Origin of the sequence: Paraburkholderia unamae (genome assembly GCF_003268775.1) — a bacterium.
Lineage (GTDB): Bacteria > Pseudomonadota > Gammaproteobacteria > Burkholderiales > Burkholderiaceae > Paraburkholderia > Paraburkholderia unamae.
The window spans coordinates 1-25,041 of record NZ_QLSU01000050.1 but is presented as its reverse complement, the minus strand read 5'-3'; the positions used below and the strand labels follow the sequence as shown (position 1 = coordinate 25,041).

Sequence of the window (25,041 nt, the reverse complement as noted above, 5' to 3'; positions counted from 1 at the left end):
TAATCCGGCTGGGAAGGGTGAATCAGGTAGCGGCGATGTCGGTGTGCCGCCGCTACCTCGAACAGTTATGCCGTGGCCGAAGCGCGCAGGCGGGAGACGAGCTGGTTGTCCTTGCCCTGGACCAGCGGGGTGAGCGTGAAGTTGAACTCGATGTCCTTGTACGCGTCGGCCTTCAGGCCCAGCGCCGCGCCACCGGTCTTTTCAACCACGGGCGGAATCAGTTCTTCGCGGGTCGCGTAGGCGAAGTCGTCCCAGATCAGCGGGTCGCCTTCGATATTGAACTGGGTGGTCAGCTTGCGGGTGTCTTCGGCGGTGACGAAGAAGTGCACGTGCGCCGGACGGTTGCCGTGACGGCCCAGGCCGTTGAGCAGTTGCTGCGTGGCACCGTGCGGCGGGCAGCCGTAGCCCACGGGCATGAGCGTGCGGAATTCATACTTGCCGTCGGCGCCCGTTTTCACCGCGCCGCGCAGGTTGAAGTCGTCCTGTGCGCCGGTCGGGTCGAAGTGCGAGTAAAAGCCCTTCGAGTTCGCGTGCCAGCATTCCACCACGGCGCCGGCAATGGGCTTGCCGTCCAGGCCGGTCACGGTGCCGTGAATGACGAGGGGGCCCGCATCCGCGTCGGGATTGATGTCGATGCGCGAGAGGCTCTCGCGAACCGGTGCGCCCGCGACATACAGCGGGCCTTCGATCGTGCGCGGCGTACCGCCTTCGAGGCCGACTGCCTTGTCTTCGGCGTCCATACGGATGTCGAGGTACTTCTCCAGGCCGACGCCCGCGGCGAGCAGCGCCGCTTCGCCGTCCTGGCCGAGCTTGTTCAGATAGTTCACGCCGGCCCAGATTTCATCGGGCGTGATGTCGAGATCGTCGATGGCCTTGAACAGATCGCCCAGCAGGCGATACACGACCTGCTGGAAGCGGGCGTTGCCGGTGCTGCCGTCGAGGTTGGCGGCGGCCTTCAGCAGATCCTGCACTTCTTTGGTTTGGAATACTTTTGCGCTCATGATGACTGTCTCCTTGTATTGAGGGGAAGTGAGTTCAGGCGTCGCTGTCCCGAATCGACGACGGGTGACGACACAACGGCGTGACCGAAATTTTCATGTACGGAAAGAGCGGCAACGCGGTCAGAATGTCGTGCAGCTCCGCATTGCTCTCCACATCGAAAATGCTGTAGTTCGCATACTCGCCCGCAAGACGCCAGATATGACGCCACTTGCCGCTGCGTTGCAGATCCTGTGAATACGCCTTCTCGCGCGCCTTGATTTCATTGGCGACATCGGCGGGCATGTCGAGCGGGATATTCACATCCATTCGTACGTGGAAAAGCATCGTCAACGTCCTTTAGTGTCCTGGCGGTGTGCGGATTACTTCGTTACCTTCATCAGACCATCGCGGGTGAAACGCTTCACCTTCGCTTCGTCCAGTTCGATTCCCAGGCCGGGGCCGTTCGGCACGGTCAGTTCGAAATCGCTGTAATCGAGCGGCGTGGTCAGAATTTCCTCGGTGATCAGGAGCGGCCCGAACAGTTCGGTGCCCCATTGCAGGTTGGCGAAACTCGCGAACAGATGCGCGGAGGCGATCGTGCTGAACGCGCCCTCCAGCATCGTGCCGCCGTAGAGTTCGATCCCTGCGGCGTCGGCAATCGCGGCCACGCGTTGCGCGGCGAACAGGCCACCGCTTTGCTCGATCTTGATGGCGAACACGTCGGCGCCCGCGTTCTTCGCGATTTCGAACGCGCTGTCCGGGCCCTGGAGGATTTCGTCGGCCATCAGCGCCACGGGGAAACGGCGCATGAGGCGCGCAAGCGCGGCGGCGGACGCCACCGGCTGCTCCACCAGTTCGCAGCCCGCGTCGGCCAGCGCCGGGATCGCCCAGGCGGCCTGCGTCTCGCTCCAGGCCATGTTGACGTCCACCCGCACCGCGGCGCGCTCACCCACGGCCTTCTTGATTTCGGCTACGTGGCGAATATCGGTCTTGAGTTCCTTCGCGCCGATCTTCAGCTTGAAGATCTTGTGGCGGCGCACCTCGAGCATCGATTCCGCTTCGGCAATGTCCTTCGCCGTGTCGCCCGAGGCGAGCGTCCACGCAACCGGCAGGCGCTCGCGGCGGCGGCCGCCCAGCAGTTCGCTCACCGGCACGCCAAGGCGTTTGCCCTGGGCGTCGAGCAGCGCGGTTTCCACGGCGCACTTGGCGAAATGATTGACCTTGACCAGCTTGCCCAGATGCGCCATGAGCGCCTGAATTTGCGTGGCGTCCTTGCCAATCATCGCCGGGGCGAAGTACGCGTCGATCGCAAGCTTCATGGCCTCGGGGCTTTCCGGGCCGTAGGCCATGCCGGCAATCGTCGTGCCTTCACCAATGCCGACGACGCCGTCGCTGCAATACACCTTCACCAGCATCAGGGTTTGCCCGTACATCGTCGCGACGGAGAGCTTGTGAGGGCGAATCGTCGGCAAATCTACAAGCCGGGTTTCGATGCGATCGATCGTTACGGTGGTCATGTCGAATGCTGCGTGAGTAAAGAAGATATGGTGGTTTTATACACGTCGGCCATTCGGGCAGTCCAATACTATTTGTGTCCACTTCCATACCTTTATAATATGGAAGCAGCGCAAGCGCCTATGAATTGACCGATATTGCGGCGCATCATATTCTCCAAGTATCAAGATTTTGTCGTTTCTATTGGGACCGGAACATGGACCTTCGCCAGCTTCGTTACTTCGTTGCCGTTGTCCGCGAGCGCAATTTCACTCGCGCCGCCGAGCAACTGCGCATCGCGCAACCGCCACTGAGCCGGCAAATTCAATTGCTCGAACAGGAAATTGGCGTGCCTCTGCTGATTCGCAACACGCGCCCCGTGCGCACGACCGACGCGGGCCGCCTGGTCTACGAGCAGGCCATGCAGATACTCGGGCGCGTCGAGCAAATGCAAACGGCTGCGAAGCATGTGGGACTGCACCAGCGCACGGTGCTTTCGATCGGTTTTGTCGCCTCGGTGCTGTATTCAGGACTGCCGACGTTGATGCGCAAGCTGCGCGAGCATGCCCCGGAACTCGACATCCAGATGGTCGAGCTCATGTCGGTGCAGCAGATTCAGGCGCTCAAGGAGGGCCGTATCGACATCGGTTTCGGCCGCGTGCGCCACAGCGACCCGAACGTGGCGGGTATCGTGCTGCGCGAGGAGCCGCTCGCCGTGGTGGTGCCGGTCGGCTCCCCCATGGCGAAGGAGTCGACGCCGATTCCCATCGAGGAACTGGCGGGACAAAAGCTGATTGTTTATCCGAAGGAGCCGCGCCCCGGTTTCGCCGATCAGGTATTGAGCGTCTTGCACGGCGACGGCGTGCAGCCTGGGGAAGTGCTCGAAGTGCGCGAAATCCAGACCGCGCTGGGGCTGGTGGCGGCCGAGTTCGGCGTGTGCGTGATTCCGGCGTCGGCGCGGCAAATCCGCCAGGACGTGCACTACCGCCTGATCGACAGCGACCACGCGACTTCGCCGATCATCCTGAATCATCGCGTCAACGACAATTCGGCCTATATCGACCTGGTCAAGCAACTGGTCAAGGAGATGTATGCCGAGCCGCAGTTGTGGCTACCGGCGAAGAAAAAGAAGCCGTGAAACTGGTTCGCAACGTGACGATGTCTTGCGACATCGTCACGACAAACGACAGGTCATGCGCACTAAAGCGTTAAAGCTTAGTGGCCCGACGAAAGCGCGACGTCTCCCCTCACCGGGTCGAGACGCAGGCTGAACACGGCGAGCGCGGCCCCCGCGAGCGGCACAGCCAGCGCGAGGAAGAAGCCCGATGCGCCGCCCCACGCGAGGAACGTGCCGCCGATGGCCGACCCGGCAATCGCACCCGCACGGCCCATGCCGATCGCCCAGCCCGTGGCGGTGGCGCGCAGCGCGGTCGGATAGGCGCCCACGATCAGGTAGTTCAGCGCGATCTGCTGCCCGCCGATGCCAAAGCCCGCTGCGCCCGCGAGCGCAAAGACGAGCGCCCAGTTCGTGCCCGCGTAGCTCAGGCCGAGCGCGATCACGATGCCGCATGCGAACATCGCGCCAAGCAGATTGCGCGTGTTCATGCGCGGCAGAACGAACGAAAGCGGAATTGCGCACACGATGAACACGGCATTGACGATCACGGTGCCGAGCGGCGCCTGTGCGGCGGGCAGCCCCGCCGATTTGAGGACCGTGGGCAGCCACGAAAGCAGCATGAACCACGCCACCCAGTTGAGCAGATACACGACCCAGATGGCGATCGTCTTGCCTGCGTAGCCTTCGCGGAACAGCGCGCCCACGCTCGCCTTGGCCACCGCCTCCTCGGGCACGGTGAAGCGGGCGTCGGCCGGCAGCGGCTGCGAGACGATCTTCGAGAGCGTCTTGTGCACGTATTGCTGCCCGCGCGCGTCGCCGCGCGACGCCTGAAAATAGAGCGACTCGGGCAGCAGGAATGCGGCGAGCACGAGCACGGCCAGCGGCACGCCGCCGCCCACCACGAAAATGCCCTGCCAGCCGATCACGGGCAGCATGCGCGCGGCAAGCAGACCGCCGAGCATCGCGCCCGCGGGCAAACCGAGCAGCACGCCCGTCATGATGGCGCCACGCTGACGCGCCGGACCGTATTCGGCGGCCAGCGCGAGCAGCACGGGCGTGCAACCGCCCATGCCGAGCCCGGCAATGAAGCGCAGCACCAGAATGAGCTGGGGATCCGTCGCCCAGGCCGTGGCCAGCGTCGCGCAGCCAAAGATCGCAAGGCCGATCATGAGCGCAGGCCGACGGCCAATGCGGTCGCCAACCAGGCCCAGCGTCATCGCGCCCACCGTCATGCCGATGATCCCGGCGGTCAGGATCGGCGCGAGCGCACCGGCGGGCAGCTTGAACGCGGCGAGAATGGCGGGACCGGTAAAGGCAATCGCCTGCGTATCGAAGCCGTCGAGCAGCGCGATCAGGACGCAGAGCGCGAGCACGCGCCACTGGAACGCGCCAAGCCGTTCTCTGTCGATGAGCGCCGGAATCGACCGGACGGACGGGTGAGTCATGACGAAAAGTCTCCAAACGCCACGCGCTCTGGCGAATGCGTGGTATCTATTGTTTTAGGAATCAGGCGAGCCTTACTGCACGCTGACACTGAGCGAGGGTCGTCCAAGGATAGAACCAGGCATTTCACTCTGTCCAACACCGAATAGGTATCGATTCCATACTCTTAAGGCATAGTTGCGCGGGCATCAAACTTCCATTTGATTCGGAATCCTTATCGTATTGAGCGCGACCTGACCTCCATGCGCGCTTACGCCAATGCATCGAGAAAGCCGCGCACCGCCACGCCGATCTCATGCGGCGAATCTTCCTGAACATAGTGGATGCCCGCCACCGTCGTCTCACGCTGGTTCGGCCAGGTGCGGCAAAAATCGAGCGCGCGCCCCGTGAGCAACGCGCCGGGTTCCGCGCGAATCAGCAGCTTCGGCATGGCGCTCGACGCAAGCCAGGCGCCGTAAGCCTGAACGGCATGTGCAACGTCGGCTGGCTCGCCTTCTATCGGCAGTTCGCGCGCCCAGACGAGCGTCGTCATGCGCGATTCGCGCGAGGTGAACGGCTTGCGCCATGCGTCCATTTCCTCGGCGCTCAACGCCCGCAGCACGCTATGCGGCAGCACCGTTTCCACGAAGAAGTTTTCTTCCCGCACGAGGCGCTCGCCCTCCTCCCCGCGCAGCGCACGAAAGAGCGCTGCGCGCTCGGGCGGGAAATCGCTCCAGCGGCGCGGTTGCACGATGGCCTCCATATAGGCGATCGCATTCACGCGCTGAGGATGGCGGCGTGCCCAGTTAAAGCCCAGCGCCGAGCCCCAGTCGTGCAATACCAGCGTGACGCGCCCGGCTGGCAGCACGGCGTCGAACCACGCGTCGAGATAGCGCGCATGATCGGTGAAGCGGCATGCGCCGCCCGGCGTGGCGCTCGAATCGCCCATGCCCATGAGGTCGGGGGCGAGGCAGCGATACGCGTCGCTCAAATGGGGAATGACATTGCGCCACAGACGCGACGAGGTGGGGTTGCCATGCAGCAGCACGACCGCCTCGCCCGTGCCGGTGTCGACGTAGGCCATCGTGCCGCCCGCAATGGTGGCGCGGGCGCGCGGATGCGGGTCGTTGGGGCTGACATGCGCCGTTTGCACGGCTGGCGTTGCGGTGGAAGTCATGGCGCGGCTCCTGTCTGGAGGGATGGTGAGCCGATGCTAGAATCGGAAGCGGCCCAGGAACAGGACCAGATCTGGCAAAGATGATGGAACCAGTTTTGCAGCTCGAAATCGCCCTGCCGGAGCGCGGTTCGCGCGAGGTATTGCGCGCCCTGCATCGCCAGTTGCGCGCGGCCATCGTCGAAGGGCGCTTCGCGCCTGGGCTGCGCCTGCCGTCCAGCCGCAGGCTCGCTCTCGCCTGCGGCGTCGCGCGCAACACCGTGCTCGCCGCCTACGATCTGCTGCTCTCGGAAGGCTATGTCGTCACGCGGCCAGGCGGCGGCACCTATGTTGCCGATGTCGCGGCGCCTGGCGCGGCATCGGCTCGCGCAGTCGCCGTGCGAGCAGCCGCCACGAGCGGCGACGCGCGCCTGAACGCGCGCTGGCGCACGCCGCCCGCGCTGGTGCGGCTCGATCCCGGCGCGAACTTCGAATACGACTTCATCCTCGGTTTGCCCGACAAGCGCGCGTTTGCCTTCGACATCTGGCGGCGTCTTTCGGCGCGTGCACTGCGCGGGCTTTCGAAGGCTCCGGCGACGTACGCTCAAGCGCAAGGCCGCGCCGGGTTGCGCGAGGCGATCGCGCACCACGTTTCTTATGCGCGCGCGGTGGCCTGCGAGGCGCGCGATGTCGTCGTGACTTCCGGCGCGCAGCAGGCGTTCGATCTGCTCGCCCGCGTGCTCGTCACGCCGGGCAAGACCGTGGTGGCGGTGGAAGATCCCGGCTACCCGCCGCTGCGCCGCGCGTTTGCGCTGGCAGGCGCGCGCATGGCGGGCGTGCCCGTGGACGCCGAAGGCATCGTCGTCGACGCCTTGCCGCACGACGCACGCGTGATCTGCGTGACGCCCTCCCACCAGTTTCCGTTAGGTGTCCCGATGTCGTCGGCGCGGCGCAGCGCCCTGCTCGCATTCGCCCGCCAGCACGGCGCCGTCGTGATCGAAGACGACTATGACGGCGAGTTCCGTCACGACGACCGCCCGCTCGACGCGCTGCAAACACTCGACCGCGACGCGTGCGTTTGCTATGTCGGCACGTTTTCGAAGTGCCTGTTTCCGGGGCTGCGCATGGGTTATGTGGTCGCGCCGGACTGGGCGCGCGACGCGCTCGCCGCCGCGCGGCAGTGCGCCGACTGGCACGGCAATCTGCTCGCTCAGGACACGCTCGCGGCCTTCATGCGCGAAGGGCATCTGGTGCGGCACATCCGCAAGATGCGCGGGCAGTACCGCGCGCGCCGCGACGCGCTGCTCGACGCGCTCGCGCGCCATTGCGCCGCGTTGATCCGGCCCGTTGCGCCCGCCGCGGGCCTGCATCTCGCGGCCGGGCTTTGTGCGCCCGTGGATGGGGAAACGCTTTGTGCCGCCGCGTTGCAGGCGGGAATCCGTGTGCAAACGCTGGCCGGATTCGCCTGTGAACCGCGCACCGCGCTGGAAGGCCTCGCTTTCGGCTTCGGCATGATCGAAGCCCATCGCATTGACGCCGCCATCGCGCGTCTTGCCGCCTGCGTGCGCTGAGCCGCGCCGCCCGGACCATCAAGCCGCCGGGCCATAGGGCCATCGGGCCATCGGGCCGGGCTCGCACCATCACTGCGCCGCGAGCCGCTCCGCCGAAAAACGCAAGCCGTCGAAGAGCCGTTCGGCCACGCGCCCGGGAAAGCCTTCGGGCAACGCGGACGCCACCGCTTCGATTGCGTGCGGCGTGCGTTCGAGCACGCGCTCGACGAGCGGCGCCGCATCGGGTCCGTAATGGCACAGCCGCGCGGTGGCGTCGAAATGCGCGCGCTTCACGTCGCGCATGCGGTAGTGGCGCGCCTTGCCCCACACCGCCATCGCAAGCGACGCCTTGTGCCACGACCACTGGTTGCCGCCGTCGCCCTCCACGGGCCAGATCGACATCACGTCGTAGAGCGGCGTGAGCTGGAAGCGCCCGGCAGGCAGCAGGCGAATGCTGAAGTTCTTCGCGTGGCCGTCCGGCGCGGCGAGCATCCAGAAAACGATTTGCGCTGCGAGAAAGGTTTCGATGTCTTCGCGCGAGTGCTGCGACTGGCGCAACAGCCCCGCGATCTCGCGCACGCCGGGGCCGCCGTGCGCCTCGTACTTGCGGTGCGGCGGCACGCCGAGCGCCTGGCAGAAGTCCTCCTGCGGCAGGCGCAGAAGTGCGCCGCCGCGCGAGAGCGTGCGATCGAAGCGCTCCACGCACAGCACTTTCTGCGCGCCGAACGTCATGATCTGCGCCTGCGACGCTGGCAGCCCGTAGGCTCTCAGCAGTGCCAGGCAAAGCCATTCGTTTTCTACCGACGTATTGAAGTCCACCTTGCGATGGCCGATCAACCCCAGCGGCAGCTTGAGAATGTGCGTGGTGGGCGTGGCGCCGCGCGGCAGCAGCCATTTGCCGCGGTGGCGCAGCAGCGCCGTTTTCTCCTGCGCGCCCGCAAGCGAAATACGCAGTTCGTCGCTCTCCTCCGCACCGCCCGGCAATGCCCCCGCCGTTTCGAGCAGCAGCCGCTCGACGGCGGCTTCGCTCAGCGGTGCGCCTTCGATGCGGTCGATACGCCCCGGCGCTTCGTCCTCGCCGAGCAGTTGCACCGCGCCCACGCAATCGCGCCCGATCGCCTTGAGCAGGTCGAAGGCCTCCAGCGTATCCGTGCGAAAGCGCGTCGCGATGCGGCGGCGGATTTGCGGGCTGTCGGGCAGGAGGTTGTCGAAGTAATGGTGGACGCGCTCGCCACGCAGCGGCACGTCGCCGATGCCGAACGGCAGCGAGAGCGAGAGCGGCCGGCCCACGGCCGAGCGCTTCCAGGCGTCGTCGTAGCGCAGTTCCGTGTCGCCGGCGGCCGTCACGCCCCATGTGCCCACACGCTCGCCGTTGGCCCAGATCGAAAGCGCGCTCGAATGCGATTTGCGGCCCATCGTCACCACTCCGGCGCAGCCGCGCCCGCGGCCTCGCGCGACTGCACGCAGAACTCCAGCCCGTAGAGCGCGAAGAGCGCGAGCATCTGTTCGAGCGACAGGCTGGCCGCGCCCGTGGTTTCGAGCGCGGACAAGCGCGGCTGGCCGATGCCGAGATGGGCCGCCGCCTGCGCCTGGGTCAGGCCGCGCGCCTTGCGCGCCGACATCAGAATCTCGCCAAGCCCGGCGGGCGTCTGGACGATGATCTTCATGGCATATTCCTGTGAGGCATAAACCGATTATATGCCTGTGGCGAATATTTCGTAAATATCACTCACACGCATAAAAATGAATTATCACTCACAGGAATAAATTGTGGGCGGGCGGACCTGTGGGTCGCTCAGTCGGTGCGCACGTCGGGGTAATGCTCGAACGTCTCCTTGATCAGCCGGCGCAGCCAGATGTTCGCGCGATCCTCGTGAAATCTCGGGTGCCAGAACTGCCGCAGGCCGAACGGCGGCAGCGGCACCGGCGGCGGCACGATCTTCACCGTGCCGAGCTTCGCGAACACGTTGCCCAGTTCGAGCGGCACCGTGGCGATCAGGTCGGGATGCTGGTCGATGAGCAGCGGCACGGCGAGGAAATGCGGCGTGGAGAGATACACGTTGCGGCGAATGCCGTGCTCGTCGAACGCGGCGTCGTAAGCCGCGCCGCCGGGGCTCGCGAGCGTCACCACGATATGGCGCAGCGTTTCGAACTGCTCGCGCGTGATCGTGTCGCCCACCGCCGTGTTGCGCACGCTCACCATCGTCACGAATTCGTGCAGAAAAAGCAGTTGCTGGAACAGGTCGTCGGGCGCGGTGCGAAAGGAGCCCAGTGCGAGATCGGCCTCGCCCGAAGCCAGCATGTCCTTCACCTGCGGCAGCGGCACCTGCACGCTGCGCAGCGTGCAGTGCGGCGCGAACTTGCGCAACTGGCGCATGAGCGGCGGCAGGAACACCAGCTCGCCCATATCGGTCATGCACAGCGTGAAGCTGCGCCGCGCCGTTTGCGGGTGGAACTGCGCCTGGGAAACCACGTCTTCGCGCAGTTTCGCCATGATTTCCATGATCGCGGGCGCGAGCATCGCAGCCTTGGCCGTGGGCGCCATGCCGGTGGGCGTCTTCACGAACAACTGGTCTTCGAAATACGCGCGCAGCCGGTTCAGCGCGTGGCTCATCGCGCCCTGCGTGAGGCCGACTTCGGCGGCGGCGCGCGTGACGCTGCGCTCGCGCAGCAACGCGTCGAACACGCTCAACAGATTCAGGTCCAGATCTCGCACATGCATGGTGTGCATTCAACGCATTAGCCTCATTGGATTGACGCATGTTGAGGCGAAATCTATCTTCGGGTCAAGCGTTTTCACCGGCGGCAAGCCGGCCGGTCAGCGCCCAATACAACGAAACCGGAGACACGACATGTTCATTCGCAACACGTGGTACGTGGCGGCGTGGTCGCACGAAGTGACCGACGAAGCGCTCTTTTCCCGCACGATCATCGGCACGCCGGTGCTGCTGTATCGAGGCTCGGACGGCCATGTCGTCGCGTTGCAAGACCGCTGCTGCCATCGCGGCGCGCCGCTTTCGATCGGCCGCCGCGAGGGCGACTGCGTGCGCTGCCTCTATCACGGCCTGAAGTTCGACGCGAGCGGCGTGTGCGTGGAAGCGCCCGCGCAGGCCCGCATTCCGCCGCAGGCGAAGGTGGCGAGCTACCCCGTGGTCGAGCGCCACCGCTGGATCTGGATCTGGATGGGCGACCCGGCGCTCGCCGACCCCGCAACGATTCCCGACACGCACTGGGTGGACGACCCCGCCTGGCGCTGCCTGCCCGGCTACATCCACTACGACGTGAACTACCTGCTCATCTGCGACAACCTGCTCGACTTCTCGCATCTGCCCTTCGTGCATCCGGGCACGCTGGGCGGCCCCGAAAGCTACGCGAGCGTGCAGCCGAAGGTGGAGCGCATCGAAGGCGGCGTGCGCGTCACGCGCTGGACCATGGACATCAAGGCGCCCCCCTTCGCGGCCGCCGTGAAGCACTGGCCCGGCAATGTCGATCGCTGGAACATCTACGACTTCACGATTCCAGGCGTCCTGCTGATGGATTCGGGCATGGCGCCTACCGGCACCGGCGCGCGCGAAGGCGCGCGCGTGGACGCTGCCGAGTTCCGCAGTTGCCAGGCGCTCACGCCGGAGACGGAAACCTCCACGCACTACTTTTTCGCGCAGCCGCACAACTTCGCGATCGACCGGCCCGAGGTCACGCGCTCCGTACATGACGCCATCGTCGAAGCCTTCGACGAGGACCGCGCGATCATCACGGCGCAGCAGCGCAATCTCTCGCTCGATCCCGATTTCAAAATGATGGCGTTCGGCATCGACAGCGCGCTCTCGCAGTTCCGCTGGACCGTGAACCAGCGGCTCGAAGCCGAGCGCGCGCAGCAGGGGGAAACCAGGGCGGCCGCGCCCGCGAGCGGAGCGACGCAATGATCGAAGTCGTCGTCAAGCGCCTTTCGCGCGAGGCCGAAGGCGTGCTCGGCGTGGAGCTCGTGCGCGCGGACGGCGGCGCGCTGCCGTCTTTCGAAGCGGGCGCGCATGTGGACGTCGCGCTCGCGCACGGTCTCACGCGCCAGTACTCGTTGTGCAACGATCCTGTGGAGACGCATCGCTACTGCCTTGGCGTCGGGCTCGCCGCGTCCTCGCGCGGCGGCTCGCGCCATGTGCACGAGACCCTGCGCGAAGGCGACCGGCTCGCGGTCTCGCCGCCGCGCACGCTGTTTGCGCTCGCGCGCGAGGGCGCGGCGCACCGCTTCATTGCGGGCGGAATCGGCATCACGCCGATCCTGAGCATGATTCGCGCCTGCGAGCGTGCTGGCGCGCGCTGGTCGCTCGACTATGCGGTGCGTTCGCGGGAGCGCGCGGCTTACCTGGGATTCCTGAGCACATTCGGCGCGCGTGTGCGTCTGCATGTGGACGACGAAGGTGCTCGCCCTCAACTCCAGGCGTGGCTCGACGGAATCGACGCGCATGAGCACGTCTACTGCTGCGGCCCCGCGGCGATGATGGACGCCGTCGCGCAAGCCGCCGAGGCCCGCGGCGTCGCGCGCGAGCGCGTGCATTTCGAGCGCTTCGCCGCGCCGCCCGCGGCGGCCTCCGAGGCCCCGCACGGCGACGCGCCGCCAGCCTCGTTCACCGTGGTGCTCGCGCGCAGCGGCCAGCGCTGCACGGTCGAAGCCGACGAGTCGATCCTCGCGTGCCTGGAGCGCCACGGCCACGCGTTGCCGCATGCGTGCCGCGAGGGCTTGTGCGGCAGTTGCGAAACGCCGCTGATCGAGGGCGCGGCCGAGCATCGCGACTTCGTGCTGGACGAAGCCGAACGCGCGGCGAACCAGCGCCTGATGATCTGCGTTTCGCGTTCGCGCACGCCCGAACTCGTGCTCGATCTTTGAGCCACGGGCGGCGGCGCCCGTACGCTCAGGCGCTCAGGCGCGCACGGCCTCCTGGCCGCGCTCGTGCGCGCGCACGTCGAACGCCCCGCCAGTCAAGGTCTGGTCGCGCAGCGTCACCGGCTTTTTGCCCGGCAGCAGCGGGAACACGAGCTCGGCGAAGCGGATCGCCTCTTCCAGGTGCGGATAGCCGGAAAGCACGAAGCTGTCCGCGCCCGCGTCGACGTATTCCTTGAGCCGCAGCGCCACCGTCTGCGGGTCGCCCACGAGCGCCGTGCCCGCGCCGCCGCGCACCAGACCCACGCCGGCCCACAGGTTCGGGCTGACTTCGAGCTTGTCGCGGCGGCCGCCGTGCAGTTCGGCCATGCGGCGCTGGCCCACCGAATCCATGCGCGCGTAGTTCTCCTGGGCGCGGCGGATGTCGTCGTCGTCGAGCTTGCTGATCAGTCGGTCGGCGGCGGCCCAGGCTTCTTCGTTGGTCTCACGCACGATCACATGCAGGCGCACGCCGAGCTTGAGCGTGCGGCCGTGGCGCGCCGCCCGCGCGCGAATGTCGGCGAACTTTTGCGCCACGGCCTCGGGCGGCTCGCCCCAGGTGAGATACGCATCCACGTGCCTGGCCGCCAGCTCGTGCGCGGCCGGCGACGAGCCGCCGAAGTACAGCGGCGGATACGGCGTCTGCACCGGCGCGTGGAAGTTCTGCGCGCCTTCCACGCGCAGATGCTTGCCCTCGAAGTTCACCGTCTCGCCGCGCAGCAGATCGCGCCAGATGGTGAGGAACTCGTCGGCGGCTTCGTAGCGCTCGTCGTGGCCGAGGAACACGCCGTCGGCAGCCAGCTCGGTGGCGTCGCCGCCCGGCACGACATTGAGCAGCAGGCGGCCGTTCAACGCCTGATCGAGCGTGGCCGCCTGGCGCGCCGAAGCGGTCGGGCCGCCCAGCGACGTGCGCAGCGCCACGAGCAGCTTGATTCGGTGCGTGACCGGCGCGAGGCTCGCCGCCGTCACCCACGGGTCGAGGCAACTGCTGCCGGTGGGAATGAGCAGGCCGTCATAGCCGAGTTCTTCGGCCGTCACGGCGATCTGGCGCATATACGCGTTGGTCGGCGCGCGGCCGAAATCGGATTTGCCGAGGTAGCGGGTGTCGCCCGAGGTCGGCAAGAACCAGAAAATGTCGAGACTCATCAATGATCCTGCTGCGGGTGAATAAGGACGCGCAGCGCGGGCGCATATGGCGCTATCGCGCGGCTTCCGCCGCCCGTGCGTCGGGCGGGTGCTCGCACATTGGAACAGCCAGGGGCGCATTCCCCTACCAGTTAATCGGCAATTGCATATGACGTTTTCGGCTATGCGCGCGCCGCCGCGACGCGCCGCACGCGAAAACGAACCGTGGCCTAAACTGGATCGCACACCCGGCGGCGCCGCGCCGCTCGCGCATGGCGCGCCGGTTCAGCCCACGCGGTACCCAGCGAAAAGGAGTCCACGCATGGACACCCGAACCGTCAAGATTCCCGGCCCCGATCATCCGATCACGATAGAACCCGCGCACGCCCGCGTGGTGGTGAAGGCAGGCGGGCGCGTCGTGGCCGACACGCGCCGCGCGCTCACGCTGCGCGAGGCGAACTATCCCGCCGTGTTCTATGTGCCGCGCGAGGACGCGGACATGACGCTGTTCGCCCGCACCCCGCACACGAGCTGGTGCCCGTACAAGGGCGAAGCGTCCTATTACTCGATCACGCCGGGCGGCGAGCGTGCGGTGAACGCGATCTGGAGCTACGAAATGCCGCACCCCGCGGTGGCCGCGATCAAGGCGCATCTCGCGTTCTACCCGGAGCGCGTCGATTCGATCGAAACGTTCGACTGAAGGCGAAGCGTCGTTCCAGACTGTCGCGCGATCGCTTCGCGCGTGCCAGCGTACCAGCGTGCCAATGCGGCCGTTAAAGCCGTTCCTCGCTGACGCGCGCGATGATGAACGCATTCATGCCTAAGCGCAGGCGGCGCGGGCCGCCATCCTACAGTTGCGCCCGCAATCTGCCGTTATCCAGAATGGATCGCTGGACGCTTCATCGGCTGCGCGCGCCGCTGCAACATCGCTCCATCTGCCGCCTCGACGCTCACACAGGCCCCAAGGTGTGCCAGGATTCGGTTATCCGCACGGCCTGACGCCGCAGCGCACCGCTCCCTTACATCCAACCGACATGCAACAAGGCACCCCGGCCAACGCAGCCAGTTTCGCCAACATGGGCGTCGATCTGCTCGACTTCTTCGACGTGACGCCCACTTCGTTGTGGCTCGAAGACTATAGCCAGCTACGCGCGCTCTTCGAGCGCTGGCGCGCGGCGGGCGTCACCAACCTGCGCCAGTTCCTCGAAGCAGACCCGCGCCGCGTGGCCGAGTGCTCCGCCTGCATCCGCGTGCTCAAGGTCAACCGGCATACGCTCGACCTGTACGGCGCGCGCGACTACGAAGAACTCGCGGCACATCTTTCCCAGGTGCTGCGCGACGACATGTTCCAGGCCCACGTGGGCGAGCTCGAACAGATGTGGACCGGCAACGCCACCTTCGAGAGCAAGAGCGTGAACTACACACTCGCCGGGCGGCGCATGGACATCCTGCTGCGCGGCGTGATCCTGCCCGGACACGAAGCCGACTGGAGCCGCGTGCTCGTGGCGATCGAAGACGTTTCGGCGCTGGAGGAGGCGCGGCATCGCGCGCACGCGAGCGAACAATATGCGCTCGGTGTTTTCGAGCACGCGCCCGTTTCGCTGTGGGTCGAAAACTTCTCGGCGATTCGCGAGTTGCTCAACGAGGTGCGCGAGCAAGGCATCATCGACTTTCGCACCTTCACCGACGTACACCCCGAATTCGTCGAGCGCTGCATGAGCGAGATCGAGGTGCTCGACGTGAATCACTACACGCTCGGCATGTTCCGCGCACCGGATAAAGCCACGCTGCTCTCGCGCCTGCCCGACGTGTTCCGCGACGAAATGCGCCCGCATTTCCGCGAGCAGTTGCTCGATCTGTGGGAGGGCCGCCTCTTTCAGCAGCGCGAGGTCGTGAATTATGCGCTCGACGGCAGCGAGCTCAATGTGCACCTGCAATTCTCGGTGTTTCCCGGTCACGAGGCACAGTGGGATCTCGTGCTGCTCGCGCTCACCGACATCACGGCGCGCAAGAAGGCCGAGGCGTACCTCGAATTCCTCGGCAAGCACGACGTGCTCACCAAGCTCAAGAACCGCTCGTTCTATGTGGACGAACTCAACCGGTTGCAGCGCAAGGGGCCGTTCCCGGTGAGCGCGATCGTCGTCGACATGGACAACCTGAAGACGGTGAACGACCAGCTCGGCCACGCAGCCGGCGATGCGTTGCTGCGCCGCGCGGGTGAAGTGCTCGCGAAGGCGATCCAGAAGCCGTATCAGGCGGCGCGCATCGGCGGCGACGAGTTCGCGGTGCTGATGCCCGGAGCCGACGAGCACAATGTCGAGATGGTCGCGGACAGCATCACGAAACTCGTTGATCTCAACAACCAGTTCTATGGCGGTCCGAAACTGAGCTTTTCAATCGGTATTGCGACCTGCGAAGAAGGCGAGAGCGTGGAGGCCATGATGCGCGAAGCCGACGCCGCGATGTACGAGGCCAAACGCCGCCGCAACGAAAGCAGCCGCGCGTCGATGCAAGCCGACACGGCGCGTGACGTGTGAAGGCGCATGGAAGCGCTTTGGACAACTGCTTTGGAGAACGTAATTCGCAGAACGCGAGACAGGCGGGAAAAAAAATACCGGCTGGCATGTGACCATGCCGACTTGCCGGGAGCCTCGCGCTCCCGTCTCTCGCACTCAGGCGAGCGGCTCGACGCCGCTCGCCCGAATGCGGGCCACCGCCCTGGCGTGATGCGGTGCTGCACGGCCAATGGCCGCGCCGCCCGACGCGCGCACCGGCAAGCCGACCACCGCGTGACTCACGGTGTGTGACCCACAGCGTGGCCCGCCGGCTCGCGCGTCCGCCATGACGGCGGACTTTGCATCACGACGCGTTGACGGCGTCCTTGAATGCCTTGCCAGCGGTGAACTTCACCGTCTTCGCGGCGGCAATCTGGATCTCCGCGCCCGTAGCCGGGTTGCGGCCCACGCGGGCGGCACGCTGGCCAGTCGAGAACGAGCCGAAGCCGACGAGCTGCACGGAATCACCCGAGGTGACCGCACGCGTGACGACGTCGAGGATCGCGTCGATGGCTGCGCCGGTGGCTGCCTTGGTCTCGCCCGTGCTTGCGGCGACTGCGTCAATGAGTTCCTGTTTGTTCATCTGCTACCTGTGTTGAGTTGAGAAAACCTGCATACCCTACCTCACGCGCGCGAAACAGGCAAATCGCGTTGCATATGGAAACGCGTTGGCGGCCCGTCCGGCGCGTGTTTGGCCTTTCGCCCGAGTGATGGCGAAAGGCGAATGAATAGCACAACACGAAGACAGTGTGTAGACAAAACCGCGTAAAAAATTGGCAAAAATGCACAAAAACGACAAATCTTCGGCTTTACGGTAGATTGGGCGCGGGAATGATTCGTGCAGATGAAGCCGCTCAATTGCGGAAATCGGCAGTAATCTTTGATCTCGATTCCTTTAACCGCCTTTAACGGAAAAAACGCCGGGCCGGTTGGGAAGGCAATTTTTTGCGCTTTGCGTGGCTGGCTTATGGCCGGGGGCCAGCCAGCGGCACGGCGACTGACGAAAGCGTGATCGCGCCTTTCGATTGAGCAACGCGGGACGGCGCGCGCGCGTCTCACCTTGAACCCATGCGCGCAGAACGGCGTTTCATCGCTTACCGCACGATTGATCAGTCATGCTGATCATTGATGCAGGGCCGTGCATTCCGGCTCACGTAAACACCCACAGCACGCGTGCCGGTTCCTCGGTGAGGTTGGCATAGCGAAAACGTCGGCGCGCAGGCAACTGGAAACTGTCGTTGGGGCGCAGCGTCACCGGCTCGTCATCGTCCAGCCAGATCGTGAGCTCGCCTTCGAGCACGAAGCCGCCCTGCTCGTCGCTGTCGTCCACGGGGCGCTCTCCGCTCGTCGCGCCAGGGTCGAGCCGGCTCTCCAGCATCGAAAAACCCGAGGACATGCTCGGCGAAACCAGCACGTCCGTGATGCCGCCGCCATAGTAGAGCGTGCGCCGCTCGCCCGGCCGCGTGACCCAGGGCAGCGCGCGCGGCATGCTCACGCTGTAGAAGTACGTGGTGGGCGTTTGCAGCGCCTCGCCGATAGCCGTGAGGTCGGCCACCGTGGGTTGCGAAAGACCGCGCTCGACCTGCGAAAGAAAGCCGACCGAGCGCCCGATCTTTTTCGCGAGGTCCGCGAGCGTCACCTTCTTGTGCTTGCGCAGGTCGCGAATCAGGATCGCGAGGCCTTCTATTTCGTCCTGCCTGTCCATGCGGGAATCTCCGTCACACGACGTCGCGCAGGCGATACCACAGCTTGCCGAGCGCCTCCAGCGGCGCGGCGAGCCGCTCGCCGCCCGGAAAGCGCGGATTATGAAGGCGCTCGTAGAGCGAGAGCAAGCGCGTCTCGCCGAGGATGGCATCGGCCACGGCGCGCGCCGCCGCGAGCGTGGGCAGAATGCCGTGACCGGAAAACCCCTGTAACCAGTATCGATCGCGCTCGTGGCCCACATCGGGCGTGCGGCGGATGCTGATGTCGATATGACCGCCCCATGCGTACTCGAAACCGACGCCGCGCAACTGCGGAAATGCGCGTTCGAGACTGGGCCGGATCGCCGCGCCGATGTCCTTGGGAATGCCGCCCAGATAGGTGCATGCGCCGCCAAACAGCAGTCGATGATCGGGGCTCAGGCGAAAGTAGTCGGGCACGAACTGATTGTCGATCACGCAACTGTTGCGTGGCAGGAGCGAGTGGGCGAGATCGGGATCGAGGCGGTGCGTCGCGATCTGCCAGGTGCCCACCGGCAGCACCCGGCTCGCTAGTTCGCTGTCGAGCCGGTCGATATAGGCGTTGCAGGCGAGCACCAGCGTGGCGGCGCGCACCGCGCCCTCGCGCGTGCTCACCGTATAGCCGCTTTGCGTTTCGCGCCAGGCGAGCACGCGGCTCTGTTCGAAAATCGCGCCGCCCGCGCGTTCGATGGCGGCGGCAAGACCGAACGCGAGCTTGAGCGGATCGAGATGCCCGGCCTCGGGATCGTAGAGCGCCGCGCGATAACGGCGGCTGCCGATCCATTCGGGCATCTCGGCCTCGGGAATGAAGCGCAGCCTGTCGTAGCCCCACTTGTGCGCCGCCTCGTCGCGCGCGGCTTCGAGCATGCCGACCCGCGCGGCCTTCACCGCCGCCCACAAGCTGCCCGGCCGATAGTCGATATCGAAACCGTGCCGCCCCGGCAACTCGCGCACTTCGCCAGCCGCCCAGCGCATGCTGTCCCACAGCGCCCGTGCGCCCGCCACGCCCAGCGCCCGCTCGAACGGCGGCATGTCGCACGACCAGCCGGGCAGCGCCTGGCCGCCGTTGCGCCCCGACGCGGCCCACGCCACGCGGCTCGCCTCCAGGACCGCCACGCGGCGGCCCGCCAGCGCGAGCCGCAAGGCCGTGTGCAAACCACTGAAACCCGCGCCGACGACCACCACATCGACATCGAGGTCGCCGGCCAGCGCGGAGCGTTCGGGCAGCGCGCCCGGCCAGTTGCGTGCGTAATAGCTGTCGATATGGCGAGTCGATTCGGCGTACATGCGCGCGTCCGTGAATAAATGCCGGCTAAATTTCATGAAAAATTAGCACGACAATTTCACGCGCGCAAATTGGCGCAATCCCGATAGCGCGAGAGGCGCCGTTTAGCCTGCGGTTTCGTCGCCCTGCGCACGGTTCGCCCATGCCGCCACGTAGGCGGGAGCGTCCCGCTGCGGAGTGGCGGAATCGGCCACCGGCGGCAACGGCGCAAGCGTCAAGGGCAAGACGCCCGCCCAGACTGCGCGGTCCATATCCTCTTCGTCGTCCTTCGGGCCGCCCGTGCGGATCTTCGTGACCGATTCCGCGAGCGCGATGCGCATGACCGTGGTCGCGGCCAGTTCCTTGCGATTGCCCGCGCGCACTTCGTGCCTGCGGCCCGGCGCGATGTGCTCCATGAAGGTGTCGAGCACAGCCGCCTTGTGCGCCTCTTCCACGGTCTCGAACACGCCGTAGATCACGGCGGAGCGATAGTTCATCGAGTGATTGAAGGCCGAGCGCGCGAGCACGAGGCCATCCAGGTGCGTCACGGTCACGCACACCTGAGCGCCTTCGGCCGCGAGCCGCAGCATGCGGCTGCCATTCGAGCCGTGAATGTAGAGATGATCGCCCTCGCGCCAGCATGCGGTGGGGATGCAATGCACGCCGTGCTCGTCGGAGAACGCGACATGGCAGACATAGGCTTCGTCGAGAATCGCATGCAGCGTGGCCGCGTCGTAGTGCGCGCGTTGCGCCACGCGGCGCACACGGGTGCGTTGCGACGGCGCGGCGGCGGGTTCGTTCACGGTATCGGCGGCGGCCTCGTTCACGGCATCGGCGAAGGACATGACCTTTTCTTCCTCAAGGTTCGGGGTTGGGATGCCGGTTACGATAGAGAAAGTGTGGCTCCATAGGTAGATCCAAGGCGAGCGCAGTCGGTGGGGCCACACGAACATTTCGCCATTTGCAAGGGAGCGCGTGTGAATACATTCAGTGTTGACGATCGAGGCAACGTATTGCGCTATTTCGATCTCCATGCCGCGACGGAGACGTTCGATCCGCTTCTTTATATTCACGGACTGGGATGCGCTTCGAGCAGCGACTATCCACCGGTCATTGCTTCCGTTGCCTATTCAAAACCCAGATCGCTACTCGTCGATCTCATGGGATCGGGCTTCAGTGACAAGCCGGAAGACGGCCAATACACGTCCGATGCGCAAGCCGACGTGCTCTCTGGATTCGTGACCGGGCAAGGACTCGCGAAGGTGAGCCTGTTTGGTCATAGCGCCGGCGCGTTCATCGCCTTGAAACTGGCGCAGCGCTTGCCTGCACAGGTCGACACGCTCATTTTGTGTCAACCCGGTCTGACGGATTACGGCGTCAGCATGCTCTCGTCCTTCACGGCCATGAGCGAAGACGAATTCGTTGATGGCGGCTCTTCGCAACTCCTGGCGCAATTGAAGGCGCAAGGCGGCAATGACGCCTGGCTGGGGCCATTTCCCGTCGCGTCGCCGTATGCCGTTTATCACTGGGCGCGCTCCGCACTCGATGACAATGCGAGCGAGTGGCTCAACGCGCTTGCGAATCTGAGCGCAACAAAAGGCGTGATCCTTTCCGATACGGCTACGAGCGATGAAATCGCGAAATTCGAGCAGGCGGGCTGCACGGTCGAACTCGTCGCCAACGCCGAACACATGATCGCGTACGACAATCCTGACGCATTGGCCGCCGCCATCAGCAGACTCCTCCCGTTGAGTGCGTAGCGATACTTCGCGTTGAAGCGAGCCGGGAGCCGCTTCGTTGTCATCTTGCATGCCCCAAATCAAAGGTAATACAACGTAAACCGTCAAATATCTAACTCATGGCCTATTAATTTTGACATTAACACTATAATGTTGGAATTCCGCATGACCTTCGGATGCCCGGCCGCATCTCCCTCCTCACCCCGCTTTCCGCTCGACAACAAGCATTCCAGGCCATCGCCATGCCCACCCGGGCACACCCAAAACGCTCGCAAAACGCCGGCGAAACGATTTGTCACGAAAAAGCTGTACATCCGAAAATTCTCCTGTACAATCCGGCCTCCTTGATTCCCCGATAGCTCAGTCGGTAGAGCGCCGGACTGTTAATCCGTAGGTCCCTGGTTCGAGCCCAGGTCGGGGAGCCAGGCATGCGGGAGTAGCTCAGTTGGTAGAGCGCAACCTTGCCAAGGTTGAGGTCGCGAGTTCGAGACTCGTCTCCCGCTCCAGTCAGTTTTCGCCCATGTGGCTCAGTGGTAGAGCACTCCCTTGGTAAGGGAGAGGTCGGCAGTTCGATCCTGCCCATGGGCACCATCAGCACCACTGGCAGCATCGCTTCAAGCCAGTGCATGCCGCCGCGTAGCCGTTCTGGTCAACGCGTCATCCCTTCCCTGCTTTCCCTGCTCAGCGCATCACGTCTTTGCGTCGCCTCGTGGCACTCACGGCTCGACGACACACGCCGGATCGAACGCAGCGTTCTCCCATTGCAATTGCTCCGCGCCTTGCGCCGACGCGAGATTCAACGCATAGCCACGCGGATTGGCGATAACGCGCGCGTTGCCATGGCGATAATCGAATGAGTCGTGCACGTGGCCGTGGATCCAGAGATCCGCACGCGGCAGCAGGCGGCGCAGGTCGCTGAGAAAGCCCGGATTGACCGGATGGCCATCAAAGCGTGGATGAATCGAGTCCGGCGACACGCCGTGGTGCGTCACCACCACGGTCTTGCCATCGAAGGGCTTCGCCAGTTCCGCCTCCAGCCAGGCCACCGCGCGCCGATGCTCGGCCAACGCCTCTTCAGGGCCGAATGCATCGCCGCCCCGCGCGCGAATCGCAGCGTGATCCGAATTCACCTTGCGCGCATAGTCCATGCTGCGAACGCGATCGCCATAAAGCTCGTAGTCGGTCCACAAGCAGCAGCCAAGAAAACGCGTGTCGCCGAAAGCGATCGCGCGACGTTCAAGGTAGTGAACCTGGGTGCCCGCCGAGCGTTGCTCGATAGCGGCCACGACCTGCGCGTACTCGCCTCCGTACGCTTCATGATTGCCGCTCACATAAACGACCGGCACAGGCCAGTCGGCAAAGGCATCCACAGCGCCCGCGCCGATGTGAATATCCCCGGCGAGCACGAGCAGGTCAGCGCCAGCGGCCGCCTCCAGCAGCGGGCGCTGCGGAAAACGGGATTGAAATGCATCGAGGTGCAGATCGGACGCAATCTGTACGCGCATGATTCCTGGGACTGCCTTTGTTTAAGCGCTTTTATTGAAATCAGGCGATGAAGTCATGGGCGCGTGCGCTTCGGATGCAAAGCGCACGCACCGCCTTCACTGAACGCCGCCTGCGCGTCCCTTCGAGGGCCAACCGTATTCGGCCGCCTGCCAGGCGAGGAGGCCGGGCAAATAGAACAGCAGATCGCGCACACGGCGCGCACCGGCCAGTGCGAGGCAGGTGGGTGCATCGAAGCCCAGCAGACCGCCGAGCAGCACGAAGCCACCCTCCTGCACGCCGAGATTGGCGGGAATCAGAAACGCGATGCTGCTCAGCATCTGGATGAGCGCTTCGATCACGAACGCGTCCATGAACGTCGCGTCCGTGCCGAGCACGCGCAGCGCGATCCAGATTTCCAGCGCATAGCCGAGGCATTGCAGCGTCTGCCAGATGAGCAGATAGCGCACGACCACGCCGGTCTGCCGCCAGATGAGCTTGACCGATTGATCGACGCGCGCGGACTTGCCCACCAGATCGACCACCTTGCCGCTCGTGAGATGGTTGAGCGTGCGCGCCGCGCGCTCGAAGGGCCGCGCATGCTGCACGAGCGCAAAGAGCACCAGCACCGGCGCGAGCGCCGCGATGGCCCACGCGAGCCGGCCCACGAAGCGCGCCGTATCGGACGACGAATGCTCCAGCAGATAACCGGCCGCGACCAGCGCGAATACGAGCTGGCTGATGAGCGTGAGCTGCGTGTCCACGACGAGGCTCGCCACCGCCGTGGCCGGCCGCACGCCCGCGCGCCCCATCAGCCGGAACGACACGATCTCGCCGCCAATACGCGCGACGGGCAGCAACCCGTTGATCGACTCGCGTATCCATACGAGCTTGAGCATGGTCGCGAAGGTCGGGCGCTGCGCGGGGCGAATGAGGCTGCGCCAGTCCCACGCGTTCGCGCACATCGGCAGGATATGCGCGCTGGCCGCCAGCACGAGGCCCATGCCCGCGCCTCGCAGCAGTTGCAGCACGGCGGCGGGATGATCGCGCCATACGAGCCACACGGCGATCGCAAAACCGCACAGTGCAGCGATACGTCCCATGTGCTTCATCTGCGGGTGCTCTCTGATGGATGCTCCCGTCTCATTGTCTTCCTCATCTGCCGTAAAACTCAGGTCTCGTGTACCGGCGAAAGCATGCCGTTCCTGTCAACGCGAAAACGCGTGCCGCGCCAGACGACGCCTGACGAGCAAAAGCTCGCGACATAGATCGCGAACTGCACCATTTCGCAAAGGGGCAAGGATAGCAGGCTGCTCGTCTTGTCGCCGGTCGCCCGGTCGGTCTGCCAGATGAGCCACGCGCGAGCGGACAGCGCGACGGCGGCGAGAATCCACGCGGGCGTCGCGCCGCCCGAGAACGCCACGGCAAGCATGGCGAGCGCAAACGGATGCATGAGCACCGCGCCGAGATGCCCCGAGCGATCCGCCGCGCGAACAGTGCGGCTCCAGCGCAGCTCGTGCGCGAACAGCTTGGTAAAGGTGTTTTCCACGCAGGCGTGGCGCACGAGGATGGGCGGAATCGAAACCTCGGCGCCGGCGCGGCGCACCGCTTCGCCCACCGCATGGTCTTCGGCGAGATGATGCGAGAACTGCGCAAGCCCGCCGATGCGCTCCAGCATCTCCCGCGTCATGGCGATGGACTGGCCGAAGCACGGCCGCGCGCGACCGATCGCGAGCCCCGTGACGACGCCGGGCAGGAAATGATAGTTGGTGAGCGACGCCGCCACGCGCGGCCAGAAGCCGGGCGCGCACAGGCCGCGATAAACGGTCGTGACGAGCCCGACGCCGGGCTGCTGCAACGCCCCGACGACATGGCGAAGATAGTCTCGATCGACGTGCACGTCGCTATCGGCGAAGCACAGCACGTCATGCTCGGCCTGTTCGAGCATGTTCACGAGATTCGCGATCTTGCGGTTGGGCCCGTAGAGTCGCGCATCGGCCACGACCGTGATGTTCGCATCGGGATAACGCACGCGCAAGCGATCGACGGCGCGTAGCGCTTCGTCGCAGGAGTCGTGAACACCGAAGAGATACTGGACTTGTCCAGGATAGTCCTGCTCGAAGAAACTCGCGAGATGCTGCTCCAGTTGCCATTCGTCGCCGTGCAGCGGCTTGGCGAGCGTGACCGCCGGAAACTCGCGCGGCACCGCCACTTCGCGCGCGAAGAAGCGGCCGACCAGCGCGCTGGCCGTACAGGTATAAACAATGCCGACCACGGCGCATAGCGCGCACACGAAGGCAAGCACAGCGGGAATCACGTGCGCGAAGCCCGGCAACTCCAGATGAACCATTTCGATCGCCGCCAGAACGACGGCGATCGCGATCACGGCCATCGCAACGATGCCGCCCGTTCGCCCCTTCGCGCGCGCGCGGTCCATCATGCCTCGTGCGCGCGCAGGAAGCGGAAGAACTCCACGCCTTCGCGCAGACGCCGCTTCATCATGTCCCAGCTCATGAGCATCTC

Annotated in this window: 24 protein-coding genes and 3 tRNA genes; 10 read left to right on the top strand and 17 right to left on the bottom strand. The window is 65.3% G+C overall.

The genetic code is table 11. The features are described 5' to 3' along the window. Positions 1 to 65 precede the first annotated feature (65 nt). From catA to C7401_RS42370, 3 genes are read right to left on the bottom strand one after another with little or no spacing between them, the layout of a single operon-like run. The gene (gene catA, locus C7401_RS42380; protein ID WP_112178026.1) at positions 66 to 1,001 is read right to left on the bottom strand and encodes a catechol 1,2-dioxygenase; all 936 of its coding nucleotides are present in this window, start codon (positions 999 to 1,001) and stop codon (positions 66 to 68) included. Between the two features lie 34 nt (positions 1,002 to 1,035). Then, positions 1,036 to 1,326 carry a muconolactone Delta-isomerase gene (gene catC / locus C7401_RS42375; RefSeq protein ID WP_112178052.1) on the bottom strand — a complete coding sequence of 97 codons (291 nt, stop codon included), beginning with the start codon at positions 1,324 to 1,326 and terminating at the stop codon, positions 1,036 to 1,038. A gap of 35 nt (positions 1,327 to 1,361) precedes the next feature. Continuing rightward, positions 1,362 to 2,498 (bottom strand): muconate/chloromuconate family cycloisomerase, encoded by a 1,137-nt coding sequence (locus C7401_RS42370; protein WP_112178025.1) that lies wholly within the window; start codon positions 2,496 to 2,498, stop codon positions 1,362 to 1,364. A 194-nt stretch (positions 2,499 to 2,692) separates the two neighbouring features. Between C7401_RS42370 and C7401_RS42365 the strand changes: the two genes are divergently transcribed. Next, a complete protein-coding gene (locus C7401_RS42365; protein WP_112178024.1) occupies positions 2,693 to 3,613 on the top strand; it encodes a LysR family transcriptional regulator in 921 nt (306 codons plus the stop codon). 77 nt (positions 3,614 to 3,690) lie between these two features. Here the strand turns inward: C7401_RS42365 and C7401_RS42360 are convergent, their stop codons facing one another. After that, positions 3,691 to 5,037 (bottom strand): MFS transporter, encoded by a 1,347-nt coding sequence (locus C7401_RS42360; RefSeq protein ID WP_112178023.1) that lies wholly within the window; start codon positions 5,035 to 5,037, stop codon positions 3,691 to 3,693. Between the two features lie 248 nt (positions 5,038 to 5,285). Continuing rightward, positions 5,286 to 6,191 (bottom strand): haloalkane dehalogenase, encoded by a 906-nt coding sequence (locus C7401_RS42355; protein ID WP_112178022.1) that lies wholly within the window; start codon positions 6,189 to 6,191, stop codon positions 5,286 to 5,288. Between the two features lie 80 nt (positions 6,192 to 6,271). On the opposite strand from C7401_RS42355, the gene pdxR reads away from it, so the two are divergent. Continuing rightward, positions 6,272 to 7,738 carry a MocR-like pyridoxine biosynthesis transcription factor PdxR gene (gene pdxR / locus C7401_RS42350; protein ID WP_258397460.1) on the top strand — a complete coding sequence of 489 codons (1,467 nt, stop codon included), beginning with the start codon at positions 6,272 to 6,274 and terminating at the stop codon, positions 7,736 to 7,738. A 69-nt stretch (positions 7,739 to 7,807) separates the two neighbouring features. Here the strand turns inward: pdxR and C7401_RS42345 are convergent, their stop codons facing one another. From C7401_RS42345 to C7401_RS42335, 3 genes are all read right to left on the bottom strand, one after another. Then, a complete protein-coding gene (locus C7401_RS42345) occupies positions 7,808 to 9,133 on the bottom strand; it encodes a type II toxin-antitoxin system HipA family toxin (protein ID WP_112178021.1) in 1,326 nt (441 codons plus the stop codon). Positions 9,134 to 9,135: 2 nt separating this feature from the next. Continuing rightward, a complete protein-coding gene (locus C7401_RS42340; protein ID WP_112178020.1) occupies positions 9,136 to 9,384 on the bottom strand; it encodes a helix-turn-helix domain-containing protein in 249 nt (82 codons plus the stop codon). Positions 9,385 to 9,512: 128 nt separating this feature from the next. Beyond that, on the bottom strand, positions 9,513 to 10,448 hold the full coding sequence (locus C7401_RS42335) for a LysR family transcriptional regulator (RefSeq protein ID WP_112178019.1): 936 nt from the start codon (positions 10,446 to 10,448) through the stop codon (positions 9,513 to 9,515). 121 nt (positions 10,449 to 10,569) lie between these two features. On the opposite strand from C7401_RS42335, the gene C7401_RS42330 reads away from it, so the two are divergent. After that, the gene (locus tag C7401_RS42330; protein WP_112178018.1) at positions 10,570 to 11,640 is read left to right on the top strand and encodes an aromatic ring-hydroxylating dioxygenase subunit alpha; all 1,071 of its coding nucleotides are present in this window, start codon (positions 10,570 to 10,572) and stop codon (positions 11,638 to 11,640) included. After that, positions 11,637 to 12,599 carry a PDR/VanB family oxidoreductase gene (locus C7401_RS42325; RefSeq protein ID WP_112178017.1) on the top strand — a complete coding sequence of 321 codons (963 nt, stop codon included), beginning with the start codon at positions 11,637 to 11,639 and terminating at the stop codon, positions 12,597 to 12,599. Before C7401_RS42330 ends, C7401_RS42325 begins: the two co-directional genes overlap by 4 nt. Before the next feature lie 33 nt (positions 12,600 to 12,632). Here C7401_RS42325 and ssuD read toward each other — a convergent pair whose 3' ends face one another. After that, on the bottom strand, positions 12,633 to 13,778 hold the full coding sequence (gene ssuD / locus C7401_RS42320) for an FMNH2-dependent alkanesulfonate monooxygenase (RefSeq protein WP_112178016.1): 1,146 nt from the start codon (positions 13,776 to 13,778) through the stop codon (positions 12,633 to 12,635). Between the two features lie 301 nt (positions 13,779 to 14,079). Between ssuD and C7401_RS42315 the strand changes: the two genes are divergently transcribed. Further along, positions 14,080 to 14,457: a DUF427 domain-containing protein gene (locus tag C7401_RS42315; protein ID WP_112178015.1), complete on the top strand. Its 378-nt coding sequence runs from the start codon at positions 14,080 to 14,082 to the stop codon at positions 14,455 to 14,457. Positions 14,458 to 14,791: 334 nt separating this feature from the next. Continuing rightward, positions 14,792 to 16,294, top strand: coding sequence for a sensor domain-containing diguanylate cyclase (locus tag C7401_RS42310; protein WP_224040069.1), 1,503 nt, complete (start codon positions 14,792 to 14,794; stop codon positions 16,292 to 16,294). 135 nt (positions 16,295 to 16,429) lie between these two features. Here the strand turns inward: C7401_RS42310 and C7401_RS45885 are convergent, their stop codons facing one another. From C7401_RS45885 to C7401_RS42290, 5 genes are all read right to left on the bottom strand, one after another. Next, entirely contained in the window at positions 16,430 to 16,555 is a 126-nt protein-coding gene (locus tag C7401_RS45885) for a hypothetical protein (protein ID WP_258397459.1), read from the bottom strand. Positions 16,556 to 16,616: 61 nt separating this feature from the next. Further along, positions 16,617 to 16,895 carry an HU family DNA-binding protein gene (locus tag C7401_RS42305; RefSeq protein WP_028207645.1) on the bottom strand — a complete coding sequence of 93 codons (279 nt, stop codon included), beginning with the start codon at positions 16,893 to 16,895 and terminating at the stop codon, positions 16,617 to 16,619. Between the two features lie 567 nt (positions 16,896 to 17,462). Beyond that, the gene (locus tag C7401_RS42300; RefSeq protein ID WP_112178013.1) at positions 17,463 to 18,017 is read right to left on the bottom strand and encodes a helix-turn-helix domain-containing protein; all 555 of its coding nucleotides are present in this window, start codon (positions 18,015 to 18,017) and stop codon (positions 17,463 to 17,465) included. A gap of 13 nt (positions 18,018 to 18,030) precedes the next feature. Beyond that, on the bottom strand, positions 18,031 to 19,320 hold the full coding sequence (locus tag C7401_RS42295; RefSeq protein ID WP_112178012.1) for an NAD(P)/FAD-dependent oxidoreductase: 1,290 nt from the start codon (positions 19,318 to 19,320) through the stop codon (positions 18,031 to 18,033). A 102-nt stretch (positions 19,321 to 19,422) separates the two neighbouring features. Then, positions 19,423 to 20,142, bottom strand: coding sequence for a pyridoxamine 5'-phosphate oxidase family protein (locus C7401_RS42290; protein WP_112178011.1), 720 nt, complete (start codon positions 20,140 to 20,142; stop codon positions 19,423 to 19,425). A gap of 132 nt (positions 20,143 to 20,274) precedes the next feature. Between C7401_RS42290 and C7401_RS42285 the strand changes: the two genes are divergently transcribed. The 4 genes from C7401_RS42285 (at position 20,275) to C7401_RS42270 (ending at position 21,627) form a co-directional block, all read left to right on the top strand. Beyond that, positions 20,275 to 21,057, top strand: coding sequence for an alpha/beta fold hydrolase (locus C7401_RS42285; RefSeq protein ID WP_258397458.1), 783 nt, complete (start codon positions 20,275 to 20,277; stop codon positions 21,055 to 21,057). Positions 21,058 to 21,385: 328 nt separating this feature from the next. Continuing rightward, a tRNA-Asn gene (locus C7401_RS42280) sits at positions 21,386 to 21,461 on the top strand. 5 nt (positions 21,462 to 21,466) lie between these two features. Further along, a tRNA-Gly gene (locus C7401_RS42275) sits at positions 21,467 to 21,542 on the top strand. A gap of 10 nt (positions 21,543 to 21,552) precedes the next feature. Further along, a tRNA-Thr gene (locus C7401_RS42270) sits at positions 21,553 to 21,627 on the top strand. Positions 21,628 to 21,752: 125 nt separating this feature from the next. Here C7401_RS42270 and C7401_RS42265 read toward each other — a convergent pair. From C7401_RS42265 to hpnI, 3 genes are all read right to left on the bottom strand, one after another. Further along, the gene (locus C7401_RS42265; RefSeq protein ID WP_112178009.1) at positions 21,753 to 22,541 is read right to left on the bottom strand and encodes a metallophosphoesterase; all 789 of its coding nucleotides are present in this window, start codon (positions 22,539 to 22,541) and stop codon (positions 21,753 to 21,755) included. Positions 22,542 to 22,637: 96 nt separating this feature from the next. Then, positions 22,638 to 23,630, bottom strand: a complete 993-nt coding sequence (locus tag C7401_RS42260; protein ID WP_112178008.1) for a lysylphosphatidylglycerol synthase domain-containing protein — start codon at positions 23,628 to 23,630, stop codon at positions 22,638 to 22,640. A 59-nt stretch (positions 23,631 to 23,689) separates the two neighbouring features. Then, positions 23,690 to 24,955 (bottom strand): bacteriohopanetetrol glucosamine biosynthesis glycosyltransferase HpnI, encoded by a 1,266-nt coding sequence (gene hpnI, locus C7401_RS42255; protein WP_112178007.1) that lies wholly within the window; start codon positions 24,953 to 24,955, stop codon positions 23,690 to 23,692. Positions 24,956 to 25,041 lie beyond the last annotated feature (86 nt).